At 66.0% G+C, this 19,009-nt stretch carries 19 protein-coding genes, 1 tRNA gene and 1 pseudogene; 8 read left to right on the top strand and 13 right to left on the bottom strand.

What is annotated here, in order from left to right:
• Positions 1 to 51: 51 nt before the first annotated feature.
• Positions 52 to 864, top strand: a complete 813-nt coding sequence (locus tag CDA09_RS07015; protein WP_121427964.1) for a type IV toxin-antitoxin system AbiEi family antitoxin domain-containing protein — start codon at positions 52 to 54, stop codon at positions 862 to 864.
• Positions 861 to 1,724 (top strand): nucleotidyl transferase AbiEii/AbiGii toxin family protein, encoded by an 864-nt coding sequence (locus tag CDA09_RS07010; protein WP_217351286.1) that lies wholly within the window; start codon positions 861 to 863, stop codon positions 1,722 to 1,724. The genes CDA09_RS07015 and CDA09_RS07010 overlap by 4 nt, the downstream gene beginning before the upstream one ends.
• 130 nt (positions 1,725 to 1,854) lie before the next feature.
• Here CDA09_RS07010 and CDA09_RS07005 read toward each other — a convergent pair whose 3' ends face one another.
• The 3 genes from CDA09_RS07005 to CDA09_RS06995 all read right to left on the bottom strand — a co-directional run bounded on the left by CDA09_RS07005 (position 1,855) and on the right by CDA09_RS06995 (position 3,243).
• Positions 1,855 to 2,283 (bottom strand): type II toxin-antitoxin system VapC family toxin, encoded by a 429-nt coding sequence (locus CDA09_RS07005; RefSeq protein ID WP_121427963.1) that lies wholly within the window; start codon positions 2,281 to 2,283, stop codon positions 1,855 to 1,857.
• On the bottom strand, positions 2,283 to 2,495 hold the full coding sequence (locus tag CDA09_RS07000; RefSeq protein WP_121427962.1) for a FitA-like ribbon-helix-helix domain-containing protein: 213 nt from the start codon (positions 2,493 to 2,495) through the stop codon (positions 2,283 to 2,285). Before CDA09_RS07000 ends, CDA09_RS07005 begins: the two co-directional genes overlap by 1 nt.
• A gap of 109 nt (positions 2,496 to 2,604) precedes the next feature.
• Entirely contained in the window at positions 2,605 to 3,243 is a 639-nt protein-coding gene (locus CDA09_RS06995) for a DUF429 domain-containing protein (protein WP_121427961.1), read from the bottom strand.
• Between the two features lie 100 nt (positions 3,244 to 3,343).
• On the opposite strand from CDA09_RS06995, the gene CDA09_RS06990 reads away from it, so the two are divergent.
• The 6 genes and pseudogenes from CDA09_RS06990 (at position 3,344) to CDA09_RS06975 (ending at position 8,021) form a co-directional block, all read left to right on the top strand.
• Positions 3,344 to 4,018 (top strand): DUF6988 family protein, encoded by a 675-nt coding sequence (locus tag CDA09_RS06990; protein ID WP_121430765.1) that lies wholly within the window; start codon positions 3,344 to 3,346, stop codon positions 4,016 to 4,018.
• 413 nt (positions 4,019 to 4,431) lie between these two features.
• On the top strand, positions 4,432 to 4,731 hold the full coding sequence (locus tag CDA09_RS23120; protein ID WP_128106536.1) for a hypothetical protein: 300 nt from the start codon (positions 4,432 to 4,434) through the stop codon (positions 4,729 to 4,731).
• 220 nt (positions 4,732 to 4,951) lie between these two features.
• Positions 4,952 to 5,260: pseudogene (locus tag CDA09_RS23825) on the top strand (integrase catalytic domain-containing protein); the annotation flags it as partial.
• Between the two features lie 134 nt (positions 5,261 to 5,394).
• Positions 5,395 to 5,619, top strand: coding sequence for a TniQ family protein (locus tag CDA09_RS23820; protein WP_502697090.1), 225 nt, complete (start codon positions 5,395 to 5,397; stop codon positions 5,617 to 5,619).
• Positions 5,620 to 5,661: 42 nt separating this feature from the next.
• Positions 5,662 to 6,984: an IS1182 family transposase gene (locus CDA09_RS06980; RefSeq protein ID WP_121427554.1), complete on the top strand. Its 1,323-nt coding sequence runs from the start codon at positions 5,662 to 5,664 to the stop codon at positions 6,982 to 6,984.
• Between the two features lie 263 nt (positions 6,985 to 7,247).
• Complete coding sequence (locus CDA09_RS06975; RefSeq protein ID WP_128106535.1) at positions 7,248 to 8,021, top strand: hypothetical protein; 774 nt, start codon at positions 7,248 to 7,250, stop codon at positions 8,019 to 8,021.
• A 216-nt stretch (positions 8,022 to 8,237) separates the two neighbouring features.
• Here CDA09_RS06975 and CDA09_RS06970 read toward each other — a convergent pair.
• From CDA09_RS06970 to CDA09_RS06925, 10 genes are all read right to left on the bottom strand, one after another.
• A tRNA-Ala gene (locus CDA09_RS06970) sits at positions 8,238 to 8,313 on the bottom strand.
• Positions 8,314 to 8,369: 56 nt separating this feature from the next.
• Complete coding sequence (locus tag CDA09_RS06965; protein ID WP_217351284.1) at positions 8,370 to 9,443, bottom strand: L-threonylcarbamoyladenylate synthase; 1,074 nt, start codon at positions 9,441 to 9,443, stop codon at positions 8,370 to 8,372.
• A complete protein-coding gene (locus CDA09_RS06960; RefSeq protein WP_121427959.1) occupies positions 9,430 to 10,581 on the bottom strand; it encodes a 5-(carboxyamino)imidazole ribonucleotide synthase in 1,152 nt (383 codons plus the stop codon). The genes CDA09_RS06965 and CDA09_RS06960 overlap by 14 nt, the downstream gene beginning before the upstream one ends.
• Before the next feature lies 1 nt (position 10,582).
• Complete coding sequence (gene purE / locus CDA09_RS06955; protein WP_121427958.1) at positions 10,583 to 11,077, bottom strand: 5-(carboxyamino)imidazole ribonucleotide mutase; 495 nt, start codon at positions 11,075 to 11,077, stop codon at positions 10,583 to 10,585.
• A 4-nt stretch (positions 11,078 to 11,081) separates the two neighbouring features.
• Positions 11,082 to 11,954, bottom strand: coding sequence for a bifunctional methylenetetrahydrofolate dehydrogenase/methenyltetrahydrofolate cyclohydrolase FolD (gene folD / locus CDA09_RS06950; RefSeq protein ID WP_121427957.1), 873 nt, complete (start codon positions 11,952 to 11,954; stop codon positions 11,082 to 11,084).
• Positions 11,955 to 12,216: 262 nt separating this feature from the next.
• Entirely contained in the window at positions 12,217 to 12,825 is a 609-nt protein-coding gene (locus tag CDA09_RS06945; RefSeq protein ID WP_121427956.1) for an indolepyruvate oxidoreductase subunit beta, read from the bottom strand.
• A gap of 8 nt (positions 12,826 to 12,833) precedes the next feature.
• Positions 12,834 to 14,705: a thiamine pyrophosphate-dependent enzyme gene (locus CDA09_RS06940; RefSeq protein ID WP_121427955.1), complete on the bottom strand. Its 1,872-nt coding sequence runs from the start codon at positions 14,703 to 14,705 to the stop codon at positions 12,834 to 12,836.
• A gap of 159 nt (positions 14,706 to 14,864) precedes the next feature.
• Entirely contained in the window at positions 14,865 to 15,464 is a 600-nt protein-coding gene (locus CDA09_RS06935; protein ID WP_121427954.1) for a c-type cytochrome, read from the bottom strand.
• Positions 15,465 to 15,499: 35 nt separating this feature from the next.
• Positions 15,500 to 16,120, bottom strand: coding sequence for a response regulator transcription factor (locus CDA09_RS06930; protein WP_502697089.1), 621 nt, complete (start codon positions 16,118 to 16,120; stop codon positions 15,500 to 15,502).
• Complete coding sequence (locus CDA09_RS06925; protein WP_121427952.1) at positions 16,113 to 18,815, bottom strand: PAS domain S-box protein; 2,703 nt, start codon at positions 18,813 to 18,815, stop codon at positions 16,113 to 16,115. Before CDA09_RS06925 ends, CDA09_RS06930 begins: the two co-directional genes overlap by 8 nt.
• Positions 18,816 to 19,009: the final 194 nt, after the last annotated feature.

Below are 19,009 nucleotides of genomic sequence, written 5' to 3'. Positions count from 1 at the left end.
GAACATTACTATTCGCAAAATATTTTGACTATTGCGACGTCTTCGAAAGCAATGTCTCCTGACGAAGCACTTCGGCATATCCAGGCCCAGCACCGCTACCACTTCGAGCAAGCGGAATTCGCAGCGCTTCTCGGCATGGCTCCTACCGACCTCGCGGTCACCGGCGTGCTGTCCCGGCTCAGTCGGAAGAAGCGCATCGTCGCGGCCGCGAAACGGACCTCGGGTTGGGTCATCGTGCCGCCCGAATACGAGCACTACGGGGCGCCGCCCGTGACTTGGTGGTTGGACGACTACATGAAGCGGTTGGAACCGCGCTACTACGTCGGGCTACTTTCCGCAGCGCGTTACTGGGGGTCTGCCCATTACGCACTGCAGACCACCCAGGTGATGGTGAGCCGGGCGCGAAGGAGCGCCGCCGTAGGGGTGCATCGCCTCGACTTCACCGTAAAAGCGCGCCTGGATGAGACCCCGACAGTCGTGGTGCGCGGCGACGTGGCGCCGTGGCGTGTCAGCACGCGGGAGGCGACGCTGCTGGACCTGCTTCGTGCGCAGGTTTCCATCGGCGGCGTTGAAGCAGTGGCCAGGGTGTCGAACGACTTTGCGAAGGACCTGAATGCGGACGAGATGACCAGGGCGCTGGACGGCCTTGACCACACATCGACGGCGCAACGGCTGGGCTTTCTGCTGGAGGCGCTCGGACACGTCGGGCCGGCCAGACGAATTCGGAAGTGGATGGCCCCCCGTCGAACGGTGTCGGTGCCACTCGAGCTGCAGGCACCGGACGACTGTGCTTTGGAGTTGAATAAGGATTGGGGCGTCTTGTATGCCCCCGGCCGCCTGTTGTTCTTAGATGAGATTCGATGATATCCGCGCGCGAAATAAACGTCTGGCGCAGCTGCGCCCCGTGGCTGAACGACCTGATGGTCGAGCAGGACTACCTGCTCTGCCTGGCGGTCGCAGCCATTTTCGAAGACCCTTTCCTGAAGAGCCAGCTCGCGATGCGCGGTGGCACCGTACTGCACAAGGCGCACTTGGCGCCGGCCAGCCGCTACTCCGAGGACATCGATTTGGTCCTGGTAGGCGACCGGCCAGCCGGACACATCAAGCAAGCGCTCACGCGCGTACTGCACCCGCTGCTTGGCAAGCCGAACGAGTCCGTCATCGCCACGGTGACGCTCGCCGTCAGAAACCTGGCAGCCAAATCCAAGCTCATACGCAGCACCTACATCTACGACCCGCACAGCAAGGAAGGGGCGATGGCCAAGCTGAAGGTCGAGGTGAACATCAACGAGCGCAAGAGCCTGTTCCCCCTTGTGCCGATTCAAATCGAGGTGCCCACGGGCGCCGGCGGCGTCCGCAAGGTCGAGGTCTTGTCCTATGACTTGGACGAAATGCTGGGCACAAAGCTGCGTGCGCTCCTGCAGCGCGAACACGGGCGGGACCTCTTCGACCTGTGGCGAGCTTGGGACGCATCGCAAGCGGCGGGCGCCGATGTTCGGGTGAATCCTGCCCGCGTTGGGGAGGCTTTCCGCTTCTACATGGCGCAGGAGGGAAGCACCTTGGATTCCACGAAGGTGCGGAGCGAACTGGAGCGGCGGATGTCGTCGCGGAAGTTCCTGACCGACATGGAGGGATTCCTGCCAAGTGGAATTACCTACTCTCCTCGGCAGGCCTGCGACGTGTTTTTCGAGGTGTTTCTGCCGCACCTAGATGCTCTTGGCTAACGGAACTGCCCCGATGCACGGGCGGGCGCGACGACAGCCGGGTCCGCAAACCTCTCCAATACCTCCGGCGACCGCTCGACGCGCCGGAACAGAAACGCCCCGGATACTGGTGAGCGTGCGTCACCACCTGTCAGGTTATCGGCTGAGGCGAGCTGAAGGGATTGATGTTCCGCACTCCGGTGGACTCGAAATCTTCCGTGTTACGCGTGACCACCGTCAGGTCGTAGATGAGCGCAATGGCAGCAATCTGCTTGTCGACGGGATGCTGGGGACTCGGCGACATGAGCTTTCCCCATACCTGCGCGCAGTCGAGGTCGAAGCCCAGTATCCGGTCCGAGTAGTCGGCAATCACCAGGTCCAGCCAGGCCTCGAGGCGATTCGCCTGCTCGCGGTCACCTCGTTTACGGATGGTCTCGACGCCGCGACGAATCTCGCCGACGGTCTGCACCGATAGATAGATGTCTTCCGCTGCCAGAGTCGCAAAAAAGGCGGTAACGCCGGGATTGGCGCGCCCGCCTTTGCGCAGCTCGCTGATGATGTTGGTGTCGAGCAGGTACATCAGCCCTGCCTGAAGTTGAAGTCTTCGTCGGTACCCACGTCGGGCATGATCGCAAGCACGTCCTTGAAGGTTCGGCGAGGCGGTCGCGAAAGGGCCACCCGCAAAATTTCGCGGTGCTCCGCTTCAGCACTACGCCCGTGCCGAGCCGCCGCCTCCTTCAAGGCCTGCGCGACCTCGGGCTCGACGTTGCGCACAACAAGATTGGTCGCCATGGCGCCCTCCTGACGATTGCAATGCTTGCATTTTAGCGCGGACCGCAATCATTGCAATCACTATCGCCGGCTCCACTGTCCGGTCAAGGCCCTGCAAGAATCAAATGGCCTACAGCGAGGCGGGAACGAAAATGTAGCCGCCCTCGGTATCCCCGTATGCCTCGCTCCGACCGGCAATCACATATGTGGCGGTCAGCGCGCACAGGGCCGCATCCACTGCATCAATGGATTTCAATGGTGTCGGGTCAATGCCCGCATCCCTCAGCAGCTGTCGGCGCTGCACGCGCTTGCGTTTCGCCGAGGCCTCGGCGGTGCCAAGCATCGCGCAGGTGATGGCATGCGGGAACGTCTCGAAGCAGACCTTCCCGCCGGCGTAGCCCACGTCACTCAACAGCGGGTGGGTGGCAGCCAGGGCCTGATAGACGCGCTCACCGCAGAACATCCAGCCATAGAACCCAGACGTGTTCGCCTCAGCGCGCTCCCGCGTCGGCGTCGCGAAGGAAAATATCCGCTCCTTGGCGAGCATCTTTTCCGCCCGCCGGCCCGATTGCGGTTGCCCCCATTGGCAGGGCGAATCGATGCCGACCGCTACCGCACCAAGCTCCTGGCACGTTCGCGCCAGATGGTCAGGGTCGCCGCTACGGATGCTGCAGACGATGTCGTTGCCGTGCAGGACGACGAGGTGACAGCCCTTCTTGGTCCCGCCGATGTCGATGCCGGCCACGGTGAGCGGACTATCGAAAACCATTCAATCTTTTCCCTCACACACCATCACGCATCGCGGAGACATGGTCGCCGGCCGTTCCGCTAGTATGCCATCTGTCTTCCCGCATTTCCCTCACCTCTATATGACCGACGAAAACCTTCATCGACTCCTCGACCGAACCGCCCAGTACCACACGGAGGTGCAGCGCCATGTACAGTCGCTGTTGCCCGCGCCGGACCAGCGCTTCGTGGCAGCATTCCAGTCCGGCCTGCTTTCGCTGGAACACGCACTCAGTATCTTGATGCTGGTCGACCAAGGGCTGTTCTCATCAGCGATTGCGCTCACCCGCCCGCAGTTCGAGAGCTTGGTTCGAGGCGTCTGGCTCCTCCACGCGGCCAGCGACAACTGGGTCGCCAAGCTTTCCGAGCCCCTCACGATGGAAACCGCCAAGCGCGCCAATGAGGGGCTGGGATTGGCCGATATGCTCAAGGAGTTAGAAGCCCACCCCGACGCGCCCGCGCCCATCGTCGCGCAACTGCGCGAGTACAAGGAAGTCACGTGGAAGGCGATGAACAGCTATGCGCACGGCGGTCTGCATCCGCTGTCCCGCACCATGACGGGTTACCCGCCGCAGCTCATTTACGACGTCATCCGCAATTCCAACGCGGTCGTCGCACTGACCGCGCAGCTGCAGTCCATCCTGACAGGAGTTGCTGAAAACATGCAGCCGGTGAGGAAGATGCACGAGCATTTCGCCGACGTGTTGCCCATTGTCCATTCAACGGCTGCGAGCACGCGTGGGACGCACGTGGGTTGATGCGCGCAGCCGACGTTGGTGACCCGAAGGGCAACGGAGGCGACCGAAGCCTCTGCAATGGGGCGATAAAAATTATTTGTTGCATCGCATCAATACGTAGGCGTATCGTTCACCCGTCTCCTCCACCCTCCTCCTTGGTGTGGATTTAAGCCCGGGCCCCGTTGCTCGGGCTTTTTTCTTTTCAGGCTCGAAGACGACCGGGGAAGCCGTTCGGAGGCGCCCGCCAGCTCATGTCGGCACAGTCGGTGCGGTCGCCGCGCCCGATGCGGCTCCTCGAGCCCGTCTTCAGCCGCCCCCCTGACTCTCAATGCTCCGTGAAACGCACAACGGCGAGTACGGGACATGGCCCTCACCCTAGTCGCAGTGGTCGGCAAGTTAGACCATTACGCCTACGACCGTGAGGAGCACGTCCCATGTCGCAAACGCTGACACGCGAAGACCTGTACGAACTGGTATGGCGTAAGCCAAAAACCGTCCTGGCCAAGGAATTCGGATTGTCGGACGTTGCGCTCGGAAAAGCCTGTGCAGCTGCCCGCGTACCGGTTCCACCCCGCGGCTACTGGGCGGCCCACGCGGCTGGCAAGCCGGTTCGCCGCATTCCTCTGCCCCGCCGGGGACTCGGAGAGTCCGGTAGTGTCGAAATCGGTCGCCGCACCGGCTGGTACTACGACGAACCGATAAGCGAGCTTCCCCCCTCGCCCCGAATTCGCTGAAACCTTGGACGTCGTCTTCGAACGGGCCAGGAAGCAGGCGGGGAAGGCAGCGCTCCCACGGTCGCTCGCGAATCCGCACGCGCACATCGCCCGTCTTCTCGCAGAAGACGAAGAGAGAAGAAAGCAGGCAGAAACGCAGCGCTACCAGAATGCCGAGTTCGTGAATGTGCTCTACGCCGATACGCCAGTCCACGGGTCGCGCGCACTCCAGTACGTTCACATGGACCACACGGAACTCGATATCGAACTGGTCTCACTGAAGACCGGCAAGTCGCTCGGTCGGCCATGGCTGTCGCTGGCCATCGACGCATTCACGCGGCGAATCGTGGGCATCTATCTCTCGTTCGACCCGCCGTCGTACCGCTCGAACATGATGCTCCTGCGCGACATCGTCCGTCGCCACCGCCGTTTGCCGCAGTTCATCGTCGTCGACAATGGGGCGGACTTCCGCAGCGAGGATTTCAAGCACTTCGCCGAACTGATGCGCATTCACGTCCGCTACTGTCCCGCCGGCAATCCGCGCCACGGTTCGGTCATGGAGCGCATCTTCGGACGCATTCACACCGAGTACATCCACAACTTGGCGGGTAACACGAACCGGGAAGGTTGTGCGCCCAGTGGGTCCGCAAACCAATCGTCTGGCATCAGCGTAGCTTCTCGAGCATGTCGCCGGAGAGCGAGCAATGGGCGGCCAGGCTGGCCGAACTCACGGGCATGGCATCACTGGACCGTCACACCCTGGCCCCTTGGCGCCCCGTGTTGGGCGTCCCGGGCTTGGCGCCGAAATCCGACCGTTGGTGCCCGTGCTGCCTGGCCGAGGACAAAGCCAACAACGTTGAACCGTACCTGCGGCTAGGAGTCTGCGCGGCAGAAGCCAAGCGTCGGTGAGGTAAGCCCTCCCTGGCGTGTCGGGGCCGGTAGACTGTCGAGATGACGAGCTATCTGCCCTATTGCCCGCAGCAGCAGATGCTGCTGCCCCAGGCGCTGCAGGAGTGGCTACCCGAAGGCCACCTGGCGTACTTCATTAGCGACGCGGTCGACGGATTGGACCTGAGCGCGTTCCACACCCGGTATGCCGGGGGCGGACCGCGCAACCAGCCGTTTCATCCGGCCATGATGGTCAAGGTGCTGCTGTATGCGTACGCCACGGGCGTGTTCAGCTCGCGCAAGATCGCGCGCAAGCTGCACGAGGATGTGGCGTTCCGGGTGCTGGCGGCAGGCAACTTCCCGGCCCACCGCACGCTCAGCGACTTTCGCGCTGTCCACTTGAAGGAGCTGAGCGAGTTGTTCGTGCAGGTGGTGCGACTGGCTCGCGAGATGGGGCTGGTGAAGCTCGGGACGGTGGCCATCGACGGCACCAAGGTCAAGGCGAACGCCAGCCGCCACAAGGCGATGAGTTACGGCCACATGGTGAAGGCGGAGGCCGAATTGAAACGGCAGATCGAGGCGCTGCTCAATCGGGCCAAGGCCGCCGACGACGCCGAGAGGAACGAGCCCGAGCTGGATGTGCCGGCCGAGATCGCGCGGCGCGAGGCGCGGCTGACGGCGATTGCCGAAGCCCGGGCGCGGCTCGAGCAGCGCCAGCGCGAGGCCGATCAGGCGCGCGGGCGCAGCGACGATGACGACCGCCGTCCGCGCGGCGGTGACGGCAAACCGAAGGGTGGGCGCTACAAGCGCGACTTCGGGGTGCCCGAGGACAAGGCACAGGAGAACTTCACGGATCCAGACAGCCGCATCATGAAGCGCGCCGGCGGCGGGTTCGATCCGGGCTACAACGCCCAGACGGCGGTCGACGAGACCGCCCACATCATCGTGGCGGCCGAACTGACCAACAACGCCAGCGACGCCGGGCTACTGCCGGGGATGTTGCAGGTCGTGCGCGACACCCTCGCGCAGCGCCCGCGCCAGGCGCTGGCCGACACCGGCTACCGCTCGGAGCAGACGTTCCGGGAGCTCGACGGCTGCGGGACCGAACTGGTGGTGGCGCTGGGCCGGGAAGGCAAGCGCCGACTCGGTTTCGACCGTGAACGCAGTCCGCACACCGCGCAGATGGCCGACAAGCTCGATAGCGAGGCGGGCAAGACGGCTTACCGAAAACGGAAATGGATCGCCGAACCGCCCAACGGCTGGATCAAGAACGTATTGGGATTCCGGCAGTTCAGCCTGCGGGGCCTGGAGCGCGTCAAAGCGGAGTGGAAGCTCGTCTGTATGGCCCTGAACCTGCGCAGGATGAGCACACTGAGGACGGCATAACGGGAAAAAGGGGCGCAAATCTGTCCCCGTTCCCGTCCGGCACGGGCGCAGCACCGTCGCGAAGCAATTCAACCACGGCCGCAGTCTCTTCCCGCACCTCTCGCTTCGCCGATCCTTCTGCTAAAACCCCACTCTCTGGAGTTCTGCCGCGCAGACTCCTAGCCTGGGACGTCGCCCCCGTTACCGCCTGCCTGCGTCACAAGGTGCAGTTGGTAACGACCTGCCCGCGCTGCCACCGCAGCAATGTCCGGAGTCGTTCCGCGGTGGTTGTTCCCGGCTATTGCACCTCGTGCGGCGGGTTTCTCGGCGACGCTGAAACCGAATCCGCCTCACCGGAAGCACTTTGGGTGGCCCGCCAAGTCGGGCAGATGCTGCAGGAGCCTCCGAAGGTCGCGTCCCCTGGACTGGTCCCACTGCTGGAGACCGTCATCGAGCGCATGGCCGACGGGCGGCCAAGTACCTTTGCGAGTCGGTATGGCTTCTCGAAGAGCGGCATCTCCCACTGGCTCAACAAAGGAGGCATCCCGGCCCTGAAGGCCTGGCTGACCATTGCCCTGCACGGCGGGATTGGACTGGACAAGCTGTTCGCCGGCGATGTCGAAGGATGGGAACCTCCTCTCGTGCCTGTACAGATGCCCATCGAGCTCCCCGAATCGCCGCGAGCAGGCATCAAGTCTAGGGAACTGGACTGGGACGACATCCGTGCACAGTTGCGCGCAATGCTTGAGGAGCCGCAGCCGGTGTCCGTCAATGAAGCGAGCGAACGCGTGGGCGTCGACCGCAAGAGCCTCTACCTGCAGGCCAATGCAGAAGCCCGCGCCATTGCCGACCGCTACCTCCGCCATCGAGCCGCCCGCGGCGAGCAACGGCAGACTCGCCTGCAATCGCAGATTGGGGAGGTGCTCGATGAGCGCCTGGCAGCGGGCTACGAGGGGATGAGCGCGCGCGACATCTGGAGTCGGCTCGATACCGAGGCGCAATCCGTGCCCGGCATCTTCCGCCATATCACCGCCGTGATGGACAGCCGCCGCCGCTGACCCCAGCTTCACCTGGAAAGCAAAACGGGACCGCGAGGTCCCGTTTTTTTGACTCTTTGCTGCAACCGCGGGCACAGACCGCAGTTGCAAACCAGCCAGACTACTATGCCGCACCCGATAAACCAAAATATGGCCAATCGTGAAATAAAGCATAAATTGGCCTGGTGGCCACTTTATGCTTAACGGCACACCAGCGCGAAGGCTGGCCTCATGTGTTGGTGGACCGAAAGGGGATCGAACCCTCGACCTCTGCATTGCGAACGCAGCGCTCTCCCAGCTGAGCTATCGGCCCTCAAGAGCGGCAGATTATAGCGGGGCTTCTTTCAGTTTGGAAGGCCGATTTTTCACTCAGGTTTCATCACGTTCAAGCAGCGGATCTTCGCCGTCACCCGAACCCACGGCCGCGCGGCCGAGGCGGTCGGTGATGGCTTGCCAGTCGAGGGTCTCGGGCAGTACCTCGACGACGATGAAGTCTGCGCCGCAGGCGTCGAGGTCGCGCAGGTTGGCGTAGAGCTCGTGGGCATAGCCGGCCGGATCGCTCGGGGCATTGCGCCAGGTCAGGCGGGCATCCTTGGGGTCGGCGCAGATGCGGGCGAGGACGGCGACGCGGCTGCCTTCGCCGGCGAGCATGGCGGACTCTTCGGCGAGGCGGGCGGCGGGGATCAGTTGCAGCGGCGTGCGCGGCGCGTAGTGGGCGGCGAGCGAGCCGGAGACGCGTGGCTGGTCCGACGCGGCGGTGGCGGCGCCCTCCTCCGCGTGCGGCTTGCGCATGTCGGGCCGGCGGCCGATGACGCGGCCGATGACGCGGCCGATGTCGTCGGCGGAGATCGCGCCGGGGCGCAGGATCACGGGCGTGTCGCGCGAGAGATCGAGGATGGTGGATTCGATGCCGACCTGGCAGGGGCCGCCGTCGAGGACCAGCGCGACCTTGTCGCCGAGCTCCTCGCGCACGTGGGCCGCGGTGGTCGGGCTGATGCGGCCGAAGCGGTTTGCGGACGGGGCGGCGATGCCCGAATCGAACGCGCGCAGCAGCGCGAGCGCGACGGGATGGTCGGGCACGCGCAGGCCGACCGTGTCCTGCCCGCCGGTGACGGCGTCGGGAACGCCCTCCTCGCGCTTGAGGATGAGCGTCAGCGGGCCGGGCCAGAACGCCTTGGCGAGCGCGAGCGCATCCTTCGGGATGGCGCGCGCCCAGCGCGCGAGGTGAGTGGCGTCGGGCAGATGGACGATCAGCGGATGATCGGCCGGCCGGCCCTTGGCGCTGAAGATCCTGCCGACCGCTTCGACATTCAGCGCATCGGCGGCAAGTCCATACACCGTCTCGGTCGGCATGCCGACGAGTTCGCCGGCGCGCAGCAGATCGGCGGCGCGCTGGATCTCGTCGGCGGCGACGGACATCGTCGCGCGATCAGTGCTCGTCATTGCGGATGCCGATCGCCGCACGCGCCTGCGTCGCGGTGGCAAGCACCTCGGACGCGTCCGCGCCGATCACGGTGAAGTGGCCCATCTTGCGGCCGGGGCGGGCGTGGTGCTTGGCGTACAGGTGCACGCGCAGGTTCGGCACGGCCTGCAGCACGGACCAGTCCGGCTCGCGGTAGTTGCCATCCGCGTCGTACCACAGCTCGCCCAGCAGGTTCACCATCACCGCAGCGCTGTGGGCGCGCGGCTCGCCGAGCGGCAGGCCGCACAGGGCCTTGACCTGCTGTTCGTACTGGCTGGTGACGCACGCGTCGATGGTGTGATGGCCGCTGTTGTGCGGGCGCGGCGCCATCTCGTTGACGAAGAGCTGGCCGCCGCAGACGAAGAACTCGACACCCAGCGTGCCGACGTAGTCGAGGCGCTCCGCGATCGTCTGCGCCACTTCGCGCGCGCGCTCGGCGAGCACCGGCTCGATGCGCGCCGGCATGATCGTGACGTCGAGGATGCCGCGGCGGTGGCTGTTCTCGCCGGGCGGGAAGCAGCGGACGTCGCCCGCCTCGTCGCGCGCGAGCACGACCGACATTTCGCTGTCGAGCTTGAGCAGCTTCTCGAGCACGCAGGATTCGCCGCCGAACTCGCGGAAAGCGTGGAGCGCCTCGTCGCGGTTGGTGACGCGTGCCTGTCCCTTGCCGTCGTAGCCGAAGCGGGCGACCTTGAGCACCGCCGGGAACAGCGCTTCGTCCGTATCGCGCAGGTTCTCGTCGTGGCGGATCACCGCGAAGGGGCCGTGCGGGAGATCGTTGTCGACCAGGAAGGTCTTTTCCGCGACGCGGTTCTGGCACACCGCGACAGCGCTCGCCGACGGATGGACCGGGACAAACTTCGCGAGGTAGTCGAGCGTCGACGCCGGCACGTTCTCGAATTCCGTCGTCACTGCCGCGCAGCCGTTCGCCAGTTCGTCCAGCGCGGCGTAGTCATCGTAGGCGGCGACGATATGGTGGTCGGCGATCAGGCCCGCGGGGCTGTTGGCATCCGGGTCGAGCACCCAGACCTTGTAGCCCATTTCGTGGGCGGCAGAAACGAAGAAGCGGCCGAGTTGGCCGCCACCGAGCATTCCCAGGGTTGCGGGAGGCAGGATCATCTCAGACCTCGTCGAGCGTCATGTCGAGCACCGCCTGGGTCTGGCGGGCGCGGAATTCGTCGAGTTTCTTCGCGAGCGCCGCATCCTCGTTGGCCAGCAGCGAGACAGCGAAGAGGCCGGCATTGGCGGCCCCGGCCTCGCCGATCGCGAAGGTCGCGACCGGGATGCCCTTGGGCATCTGCACGATGGAAAGCAGCGAGTCCTGGCCGGACAGGGCCTTCGACTGCACCGGTACGCCCAGCACGGGGACGGTGGTTTTCGCCGCGACCATGCCGGGCAGGTGCGCAGCGCCGCCCGCGCCGGCGATGATCGCCTTGAGGCCGCGGCTGCGAGCCATGTCCGCATAGGCGAACATCAGGTCAGGGGTGCGGTGCGCCGAGACGACGCGCGCCTCGTAGGGGACGCCGAATTCCTTCAGGACCTTCGCCGCGGCCTGCATCGTCGGCCAGTCGGAGCTCGATCCCATGATGATTCCGACGACGGGTTTGTCGCTCATCGCATTAACCTTTCTTGCGCAGGGCGCGTTCGGCCGACTCGACGGTGTTCGCGAGCAGCATGGTGATGGTCATCGGGCCGACGCCGCCGGGCACCGGCGTGATCGCGGAGGCGACTTCCTTCGCCGAGGCGAAATCCACGTCGCCACAGAGCTTGCCGGCCTCCGGCCCTTCGGTCAGGCGGTTGATGCCGACGTCGATGACGACGGCGCCGGGCTTGATCATGTCGGCCGTGACGAAGCGCGGCTTGCCGATGGCGGCGACGAGGATGTCGGCGCGGCGGGTGTGGAAGGCGAGATCGCGCGTCTTCGAGTGGGTCACGGTGACGGTCGCGCCGGCGTTCGTGAGCAGCATCGCCATCGGCTTGCCGACGATGTTCGAGCGGCCGATGACGACGGCTTCGGCGCCCTGCACCGGCACCTTCTCCGCTTCGAGCATCTTCATGACGCCGTGCGGCGTGCAGGGCAGGAAGGCTTCCTGCCCCTGCGACAGGCGGCCGACGTTTTCGGCGTGGAAGCCGTCGACGTCCTTGTCGACGCAGATCGCCTCGAGGACTTCGGCTTCGTTGAACTGCTTCGGCAGCGGCAACTGCACGAGGATGCCGTGCACCGCCGGGTCGGCGTTGAGTTGGGCGATTTTCTTCATGACCTGGGCGGCATCGACGTCGACCGCGAAGTCAAAGCGCAGCGAGCGGATGCCGGCCTTTTCGCAGCCGGAGACCTTGTTGCGCACGTACACCGCGGAGGCGGGGTTGTCGCCCACCAGAATCACCGCGAGGCAGGGTTGCACGCCTTGCGCGGTGAGTTGCGCCGCACGTTGCGCGAGTTCGCCGCGCACGCGCGCAGAAAGCGCGTTGCCGTCGATGATGCGAGCCGTCATTATCGAAGCCCCGAATGAAAAACTTCGTATTTTATCGCAGGATCATGGGCTTGTGCGATTCGATTCCGTGGTCCTGGGGGCGTTGGCACCAACACTGGAGGATGGCCTCGACCCGCCGCCGGCTGCCCGCGTGCCGGGTGACCGCGGCTTGCGTAGCCGTTGCGTGTGCGACTCAGCGGGGACAGGCGGGATTCATCCCGCCCTGCGCAAGAATCACGACGACGCCCCGGGCGGGATGAAATCCCGCCGCTTTTACCGCGACTCAGGCGGCTTTCGCTTCACCAGCCACTGCCCGCCGCCCCGCCTCGAAGGCCTCCCGGTTCGCCTCGACGAGTTGCGGCTTGCGTGCGCCGAAGCGCGCCAGCACGGCGTCGCGCAGGACTTCGGCAGGGAACGGCAGGCGGTCGGCACAGGCGCCGAGCATCACGGTGTTGCCGAGGCGGATGTTGCCGAGCTCAAGCGCAAGCGAGGTGGCGTCGAACGCATGCACCGCCAGGCCCAGTGCGCGCATGCGCGCGACAGGATCTTCGGGATAGTCGAACAGGCCGAGATTCACGACCGGCGGGACGATGCGGCCGGCGTTCACCAGCGCGATGCCGCCGGGGCGCAGCATGTGACTCCAGCGCAGCGCTTCGGCCGACTCGAAGCCGATCAGGAGGTCGGCTTCGCCCGGCACGATCTGCGGCGACAGCACGACCCTGCCGAAGCGCAGGTGCGAGGTCACGACTCCGCCACGCTGGCTCATGCCCGCGACTTCGGTCTTCTTCACGTCGAAGCCGAGCGAAATCGCCGCTTCGGCGAGGATCTCGGTCGCCGTCATGACGCCCTGCCCGCCGACGCCGCACACGAGGATGTTGGTGATCTGGGACATGGCGGCGCTCACTTCCTGACGAACTGGACGGACTGGATGGACTGGACGGGCTGCGCGTGCACGATGGCTTTCGGCGCACAAGGCTGCACGCACAGGCCGCAGCCGGTGCAGGCGGACGTTTCGATGCGCACGAAGGAGAGGTCGACTTCCTTGCCCGAAGCCTTGACCTCCTTGTCGCGGCGCGTGACGTGGATCGCGGGGCAGCCGACTTCGACGCAGTTACCGCAGCCGGTGCAGCGGTCTTCCTCGACCAGGTAGGACTTGGCCGGCTCGTAGTGGTCGATCAGCACGCAGGGGCGGTTCGTGATGATGACCGAGGGCTCCTCGATCTTCGTCTCCTCGCGCAGCGCCTTGAACAGCACCGGCAGCTGGTAGGGATCGACGACGCGGATGCGCTCCTTCTTCACGCCGAGCGCCTCGCACAGCCGGGCGAAGTCGACGCGCTGGGTTTCCTCGCCGTGGATGTCGCGGCCGGTGCCGGGGTTGTCCTGGCCGCCGGTCATGCCGACGGCGCGGTTGTCGAGCAGCAGCACCGTGACGTTGCCGCGGTTCCAGGTGATGTCGAGCAGGCCCTGCATGCCCATGTGCATGAAAGTCGAATCGCCGATCACGGCGACGACCTTCTTGTTCTCGTCAACCTTGCCACGCCCCTTGTCCATCCCCAGCGCGGTACCCATCGATGCCCCCATCGAGATGCAGGAGTCGAGCGCGTTCCACGGGTGCCCCGCGCCCAGCGTGTAGCAACCGATGTCACCCGCGATCAGCACGTTGCGCATCTGCGAGAGCGTGTAATACACGCCCAGGTGCGGGCACGCGACGCACATCGTCGGCGGGCGCGGGAAGACCTGCTGGGGCGGCACGTGCTCGGGTTCCGGCACGGCCTCGCCGCGCAGGCGCCTGACGGCGGGTTCCAGCACGTCGGGCGCGAGCTCGCCGATGCGCGGCAGCACGTCCTTGCCGTGGCAGGCGATGCCCGCGGCCTTCATTTCGGTTTCCAGCAGCGGCTCGGTTTCCTCGACGACCAGCACGGTGTCGACGGTCGCGGCGAAAGCGCGCAGGCTCTCCAGCGGCGGCGGACAGGACAGGCCCAGCTTGAACACCGGCGCATCGGGGAAGGCGTCGCGCACGTGCATGAAAGTCGGCCCCGAGGTGACGAAGCCGATGCGGCGATCGCTGCCGTCGATCCGGAAGTTGAGCGGCGACGCCTCCGCCTCGGCGCGGGCCGCGGTCTCGCGCTGGAACACCGACGGCAGGCGCGGCTTGGCGTTGCCCGGCACCATGACCCAGTGGCGCGGATCCTTCACGAAGCCGGCCGGCTCATGCTCGCTGCGCCCGCCCGTCTGCACGACACCCTTCACATGGCAGATGCGCGTCGTCAGGCGCAGGATCACCGGGCTCTTCAGGCGTTCGGACAGGTCGAAGGCCGCCAGCGTCATCGCGTAGGCCTCCTGCGAATCGGCCGGCTCCAGCACCAGCACATGCGCGAAGCGGCCCCAGTAGCGCGAATCCTGTTCGTTCTGCGACGAGGACATGCCCACGTCGTCGGCGACGGCGATCACCAGTCCGCCCTCGGTGCCGGTCACGGTGATCGTCATCAGCGCATCCGAGGCGACGTTCAGCCCGACATGCTTCATCGCGCAGAACGCGCGGGCGCCGACCATCGATGCGCCGAGGGCCACTTCCAGCGCGACCTTCTCGTTCACCGACCACTCGGTGTAGAGGTCGGGGTAGCGCGCCAGCACTTCGAGGATCTCGGTGGACGGCGTGCCGGGATAGGCGGCGGCGACGCGCGTGCCGGCTTCCCAGACGGCGCGAGCGACCGCGTCGTTGCCGGAGAGGAACAGGCGGGCGGCCGCGGGGACGGGCTGGGTGGCTGGCATGGGGGGACCCTGGGCAATGTGAATGGGGACAGCAAAGTTTACCGATCGGTCAACTTTGCCCCATTGACGAGGATCAAAGGCGCGGGCCACCCCGCGCCGGACGGGCGCGCCCCGATGTGCCTCCCCTTGAACCGCGCCGAAGGGCGCGGTCGGCAGCGCTTACTCCATCACGCTGAGGAACCGGGCGACGGACTCGATCTCGGGGTCGTCGATGTTCTCGACAACCGTATGCATCACCATGTTCGGCGAGGAGCGCGAATAATCGCGGAAGGCCCGCAATTGCGACGCGAGGTACTGGGCATGCTGGCCGGCGAGCCGCGGCAGGTACATCGCGCCACGCCCCTGCGGGCCGTGGCAGGTCGTGCACGCCGTCACGCCCTTCGCCGGAATGCCGGCAAAGTAGATGTGGCGGCCGCGGTCGACCTGCTCGGGATCACCTCCCGTTTCCGGCACCATCGGTTTTTCACTGAAATATTCGGCCAGCGCACGCATCTCGCCGCCCGAGAGGTCTTCGACGCGTTTCTGCATGCGCCTGCTGGTGCGCACGCCGGTCTTGAAGTTGGCCATCTGCCGCGTGAGATAGTCGACGTTCTGTCCCGCAAGCTTGGGGAACGCCGCGTCCCCGCTCAGGCCGTTCGTGCCGTGGCACCTGTGGCAGCGCTCACTCACCAGTTGCTCCGCGGGCCGGTCGGGGGCCGCGATGGCCGGCGCCACGCCGCCGAGGACGAGAACCGCGACCAGAAACTTCCCGACGCTCATACCCCTCCCCCCAAACCTCACAGGCGAGCCGCTACCTATCCGCGGCCGCCGACTCCCGGTAGGACCAGCACGTTCTGGACGAGTTCGGCGAGCGAATTCGCCTCCATCTTCTCCATCACCCGCGCCCGATGCACTTCCACCGTCTTGATGCTGATGCCGAGCACGTCGGCGATCTGCTTGTTGAGCTTGCCGGCGATGATGAGATCCAGCACTTCGCGCTCGCGCTGCGTCAGGTGCATCAGCCGCCGCGCCGTGTCGGCTTCGTGCTGGCGCTTGTTGCGGCTCTCCTGCTCGGCTGTCAGGCACTCTCCGATCAGGTTCAGCATGTCGCGCTCGCTGAACGGTTTCTCGATGAAATCGATCGCCCCTTTCTTCACCGCCGATACTGCCATCGGCACGTCGCCGTGACCGGTGATAAAAATCACCGGTAGCGTGCAATGACGGCGCTTCAACTCCTCGAACAGTTCCAGCCCGCTCATGCCCGGCATGCGCACATCGAGCACCAGGCAGCCGGTCATCGCCGGCAGGTAGTCGCGCAGGAAGCTCTCGGCCGACTCCCACGCCCGCACGCGATGGCCGCTCGATTCGAGCAGCCACACCAGTGAATCGCGCAGCGCCTCGTCGTCGTCGACGATGTAGATGCATTGTTCAGACACGGCGGACTGTCCGGTCACCGGCGACCTCGGTGGGCAATGTGAATGAGAAGATGGTACCCCCTTCCGGGTTGGAATCCACAATCAGGCGCCCGTCGTGGAATTCGATGATGGAGCGGCAGATGTTCAGGCCCATCCCCATGCCTTCCGCCTTGGTTGTGTAAAAGGGCGTGAAGAGACGCCCGCGCTCTTCCTCACCGATGCCGTGCCCGCGGTCGATGACCGCGACCTCCACCGCCCGCGGGCCGAGCGAGCGGGCACGCACGGTGAGCACGCGCTGCTCGTCGGGCAGGTCCGCCATCGCGTCGATGCCGTTCTTCACCAGGTTCAGCACGACCTGTTCGATCATGATGCGATCGGCGAAGACGGGCGGCAGGTCGGGGGCGACCTCCGACACGATGCGCGAGCTCACCCGTCGCGCGTCGATCTCGGCGAAGCCGATCGCGTCGTCCAGCACGTCGGAAATCTGCACCGCGCTGCGTCGCGGCTCGCTCTTCTTCACGAATTCGCGGATGCGGCGGATGATCTTGCCGGCGCGCTCGGCCTGGAAACTCGCCTTTTGCATCGCCGCCAGCAGCTCTTCCTCGCGCCAGTTGCCCGACTGGATGCGCGTGACGCATCCCATGCTGTAGTTGGCGATGGCCGACAGCGGCTGGTTGAGTTCGTGCGCGAGCGTGGAGGCCATCTCGCCCATCGTGATCAGGCGCGACGTGCGCTGCAGGCGCTCGGCCTGCTGGCGCGACACTTCCGCGGTCTGCTTGCGCTCGGTGATGTCGGTCGCGATACCCATGCGCACGACGCGCCCGTCCACCCAGCGCGTCGCACGCTCGCGCACGTGGTACCAGCGCCCGGACAGCGGATGCTGCAGTTCGCCGTCGAAGAGCTCGCGCGGCAGGTCGGCGGCCGTGAGGCCGCGGGGATCGACCGGGTAGTCGCCGCGCTCGGGCTGCGGCACGGCGACGCCGCGCACCGTCCGCCCGACCGCATCGAAGCCGTGGATGCTCTTGAACGCGCGGTTGGCGAAGAGGATCTCGTCGGTGCGGGCGTCGGCGACGAACACCGCGGCTTCGAGGCCGTCCAGCACCGCCTCGAAGCGCTCGTGCGCGGCCTCGAGCGCGGCGCGGATGCGCTTCGGCTCGGTGATGTCGGTGACCGAAGCCATCCAGCCGGTCTGCACGCCGTTGGCGTCGATCAGCGGGGACAGGTAGAAGCGTGCATCGATCCGCTCGCCGTTCTTGCGCCGGATGTGCATCTCGAAGCCGCTCGGGGGCGCGCGGCCCAGCAGCGTGAGGTCGAGGTTGTGGCTGCACACCTCGAGCTCCTCGGGCGCCCAGTACGGGAACGGCCGCGTCGCGCCGATGAGCTCGTCCTCGTCGAAACCCACCAGGCGGCAGAAGGCCGAGTTCACGTAGATGATGCGGCCGGTGAGGTCGATGGCGCGCATGCCGGTCATCACCGACTCCTCCATCGCCTTGCGGAACGCCGATTCCGCGCGCAGCGCCTCCTCGCTCGCCTTGCGGCCGGTGATGTCGTGCGCGACGGCATACACGAGCTTTTCCTCACGCACCGGATTGATGCTCCAGTCGAGCCAGCGGAAGCTGCCATCGGCGCCGCGGCAGCGGATCTCGAAGCTGACCGCCTGCCCGTCCGCGAGCCGGCGTAACTGCTCGACCGCGAAGGGCACGTCATCCGCATGCACGAGTTCGAGCAGCGGCCGCCCTGGCAACTCGTCCGGCAGATAGCCGAGGGTGCGCTCGAACGCCGGGTTGGCGCGGCGGAACACGCCGTCGAGGCCGACGATGCACAACAGGTCGAGCGACAGGTTGAAGAGGCGGTCGCGCTCCTTCTCGACCCGCACGCGCCGCTGCACGTGGGTGCGCAGCAGCCACAGGCTCCACAGCACGATGATCGACAGGCCGATGATCATCGCCGTCGGCAACGCCTGCGGCAGCTGGCTCGCGGTGCGGAAGGCCGTCGCGCGCAACACCAGTCCGGTGCCGGGCGGATCGAGGGGGATCGAGTACGAGATGCTCTTGTCGAGGTCGGCGACGCTCGAATTCACCGCCAGCGTTTCGCCCAGGGCACCGATCAGCGCGAGATGGTATTTCTCGCCGAACCAGCTCGGCACCAGGTACTGCAACACCCGCTCGATCGAGTAGACGCCGACGATCGCACCGAGGAACTCGCGCCCGTGCCGCACCGGCACGAACACTTCGAGCATGATGTGCTTGCCCGCCGCCTGATAGGCCTCGCCATAGCTCGGATGCCCCGTATCGCGGGCGCGGTGGAAGGTGGCGGCCTGCACGCGCGACAGGGCGTCGCCCGCCAGCCAGTCGGTGGTGTCGAAAGGCGCGGTCCAGCGCACGAGTTCTTCCGGGCCGACCCAGGCGACGTTCACCAGTTCGCCGTTGTTCGCGATGTGCTGGTTGGCGCGGACCTGGAAGCCGTTCAGGTCCAGCGCCGAGACGGCGAGGTCGCGGGCGAGCTGGGACAGGAATTCCTCCGTGCCCTGCATGTGCAGGCGCATCGTCTGCTCGGCCCACTGCACGTCGCGCGCCACCGCATTGCGCTGGGTTTCAGCGTCGCGCAGTTGCAGCAGCCACACGAGGCCCAGCATCGTCAGCGCGAAGATGCCCACCGCCACGTAGGGAGCGGTCCAGTACCAGTGGGTCGGCGAGAGGCGGCCGGAATCGGACATTCGAGTCAAATCGTAAGCAGGCGACAGCAAGGCGGAGCGAATCCGGAACGCGAAGCCCTGCGACGCCTCCGGACGGGCGCCATTGTCATGGCCGCGGCCGCCGGGCGTCAGTCGGGTTTTTCCCTATGACCGGGCAACCGGCGGCGCTTGGGGTTTTCGCCAATTCAGCCCCACCCGCCCGGAACGTACATTGT

This window comes from Azoarcus sp. DN11, from assembly GCF_003628555.1.
In the GTDB taxonomy this organism is placed as follows: domain Bacteria; phylum Pseudomonadota; class Gammaproteobacteria; order Burkholderiales; family Rhodocyclaceae; genus Aromatoleum.
The sequence above is the reverse complement of the archived record's forward strand: the minus strand, read 5'-3'. Positions and strand labels throughout refer to the sequence as shown.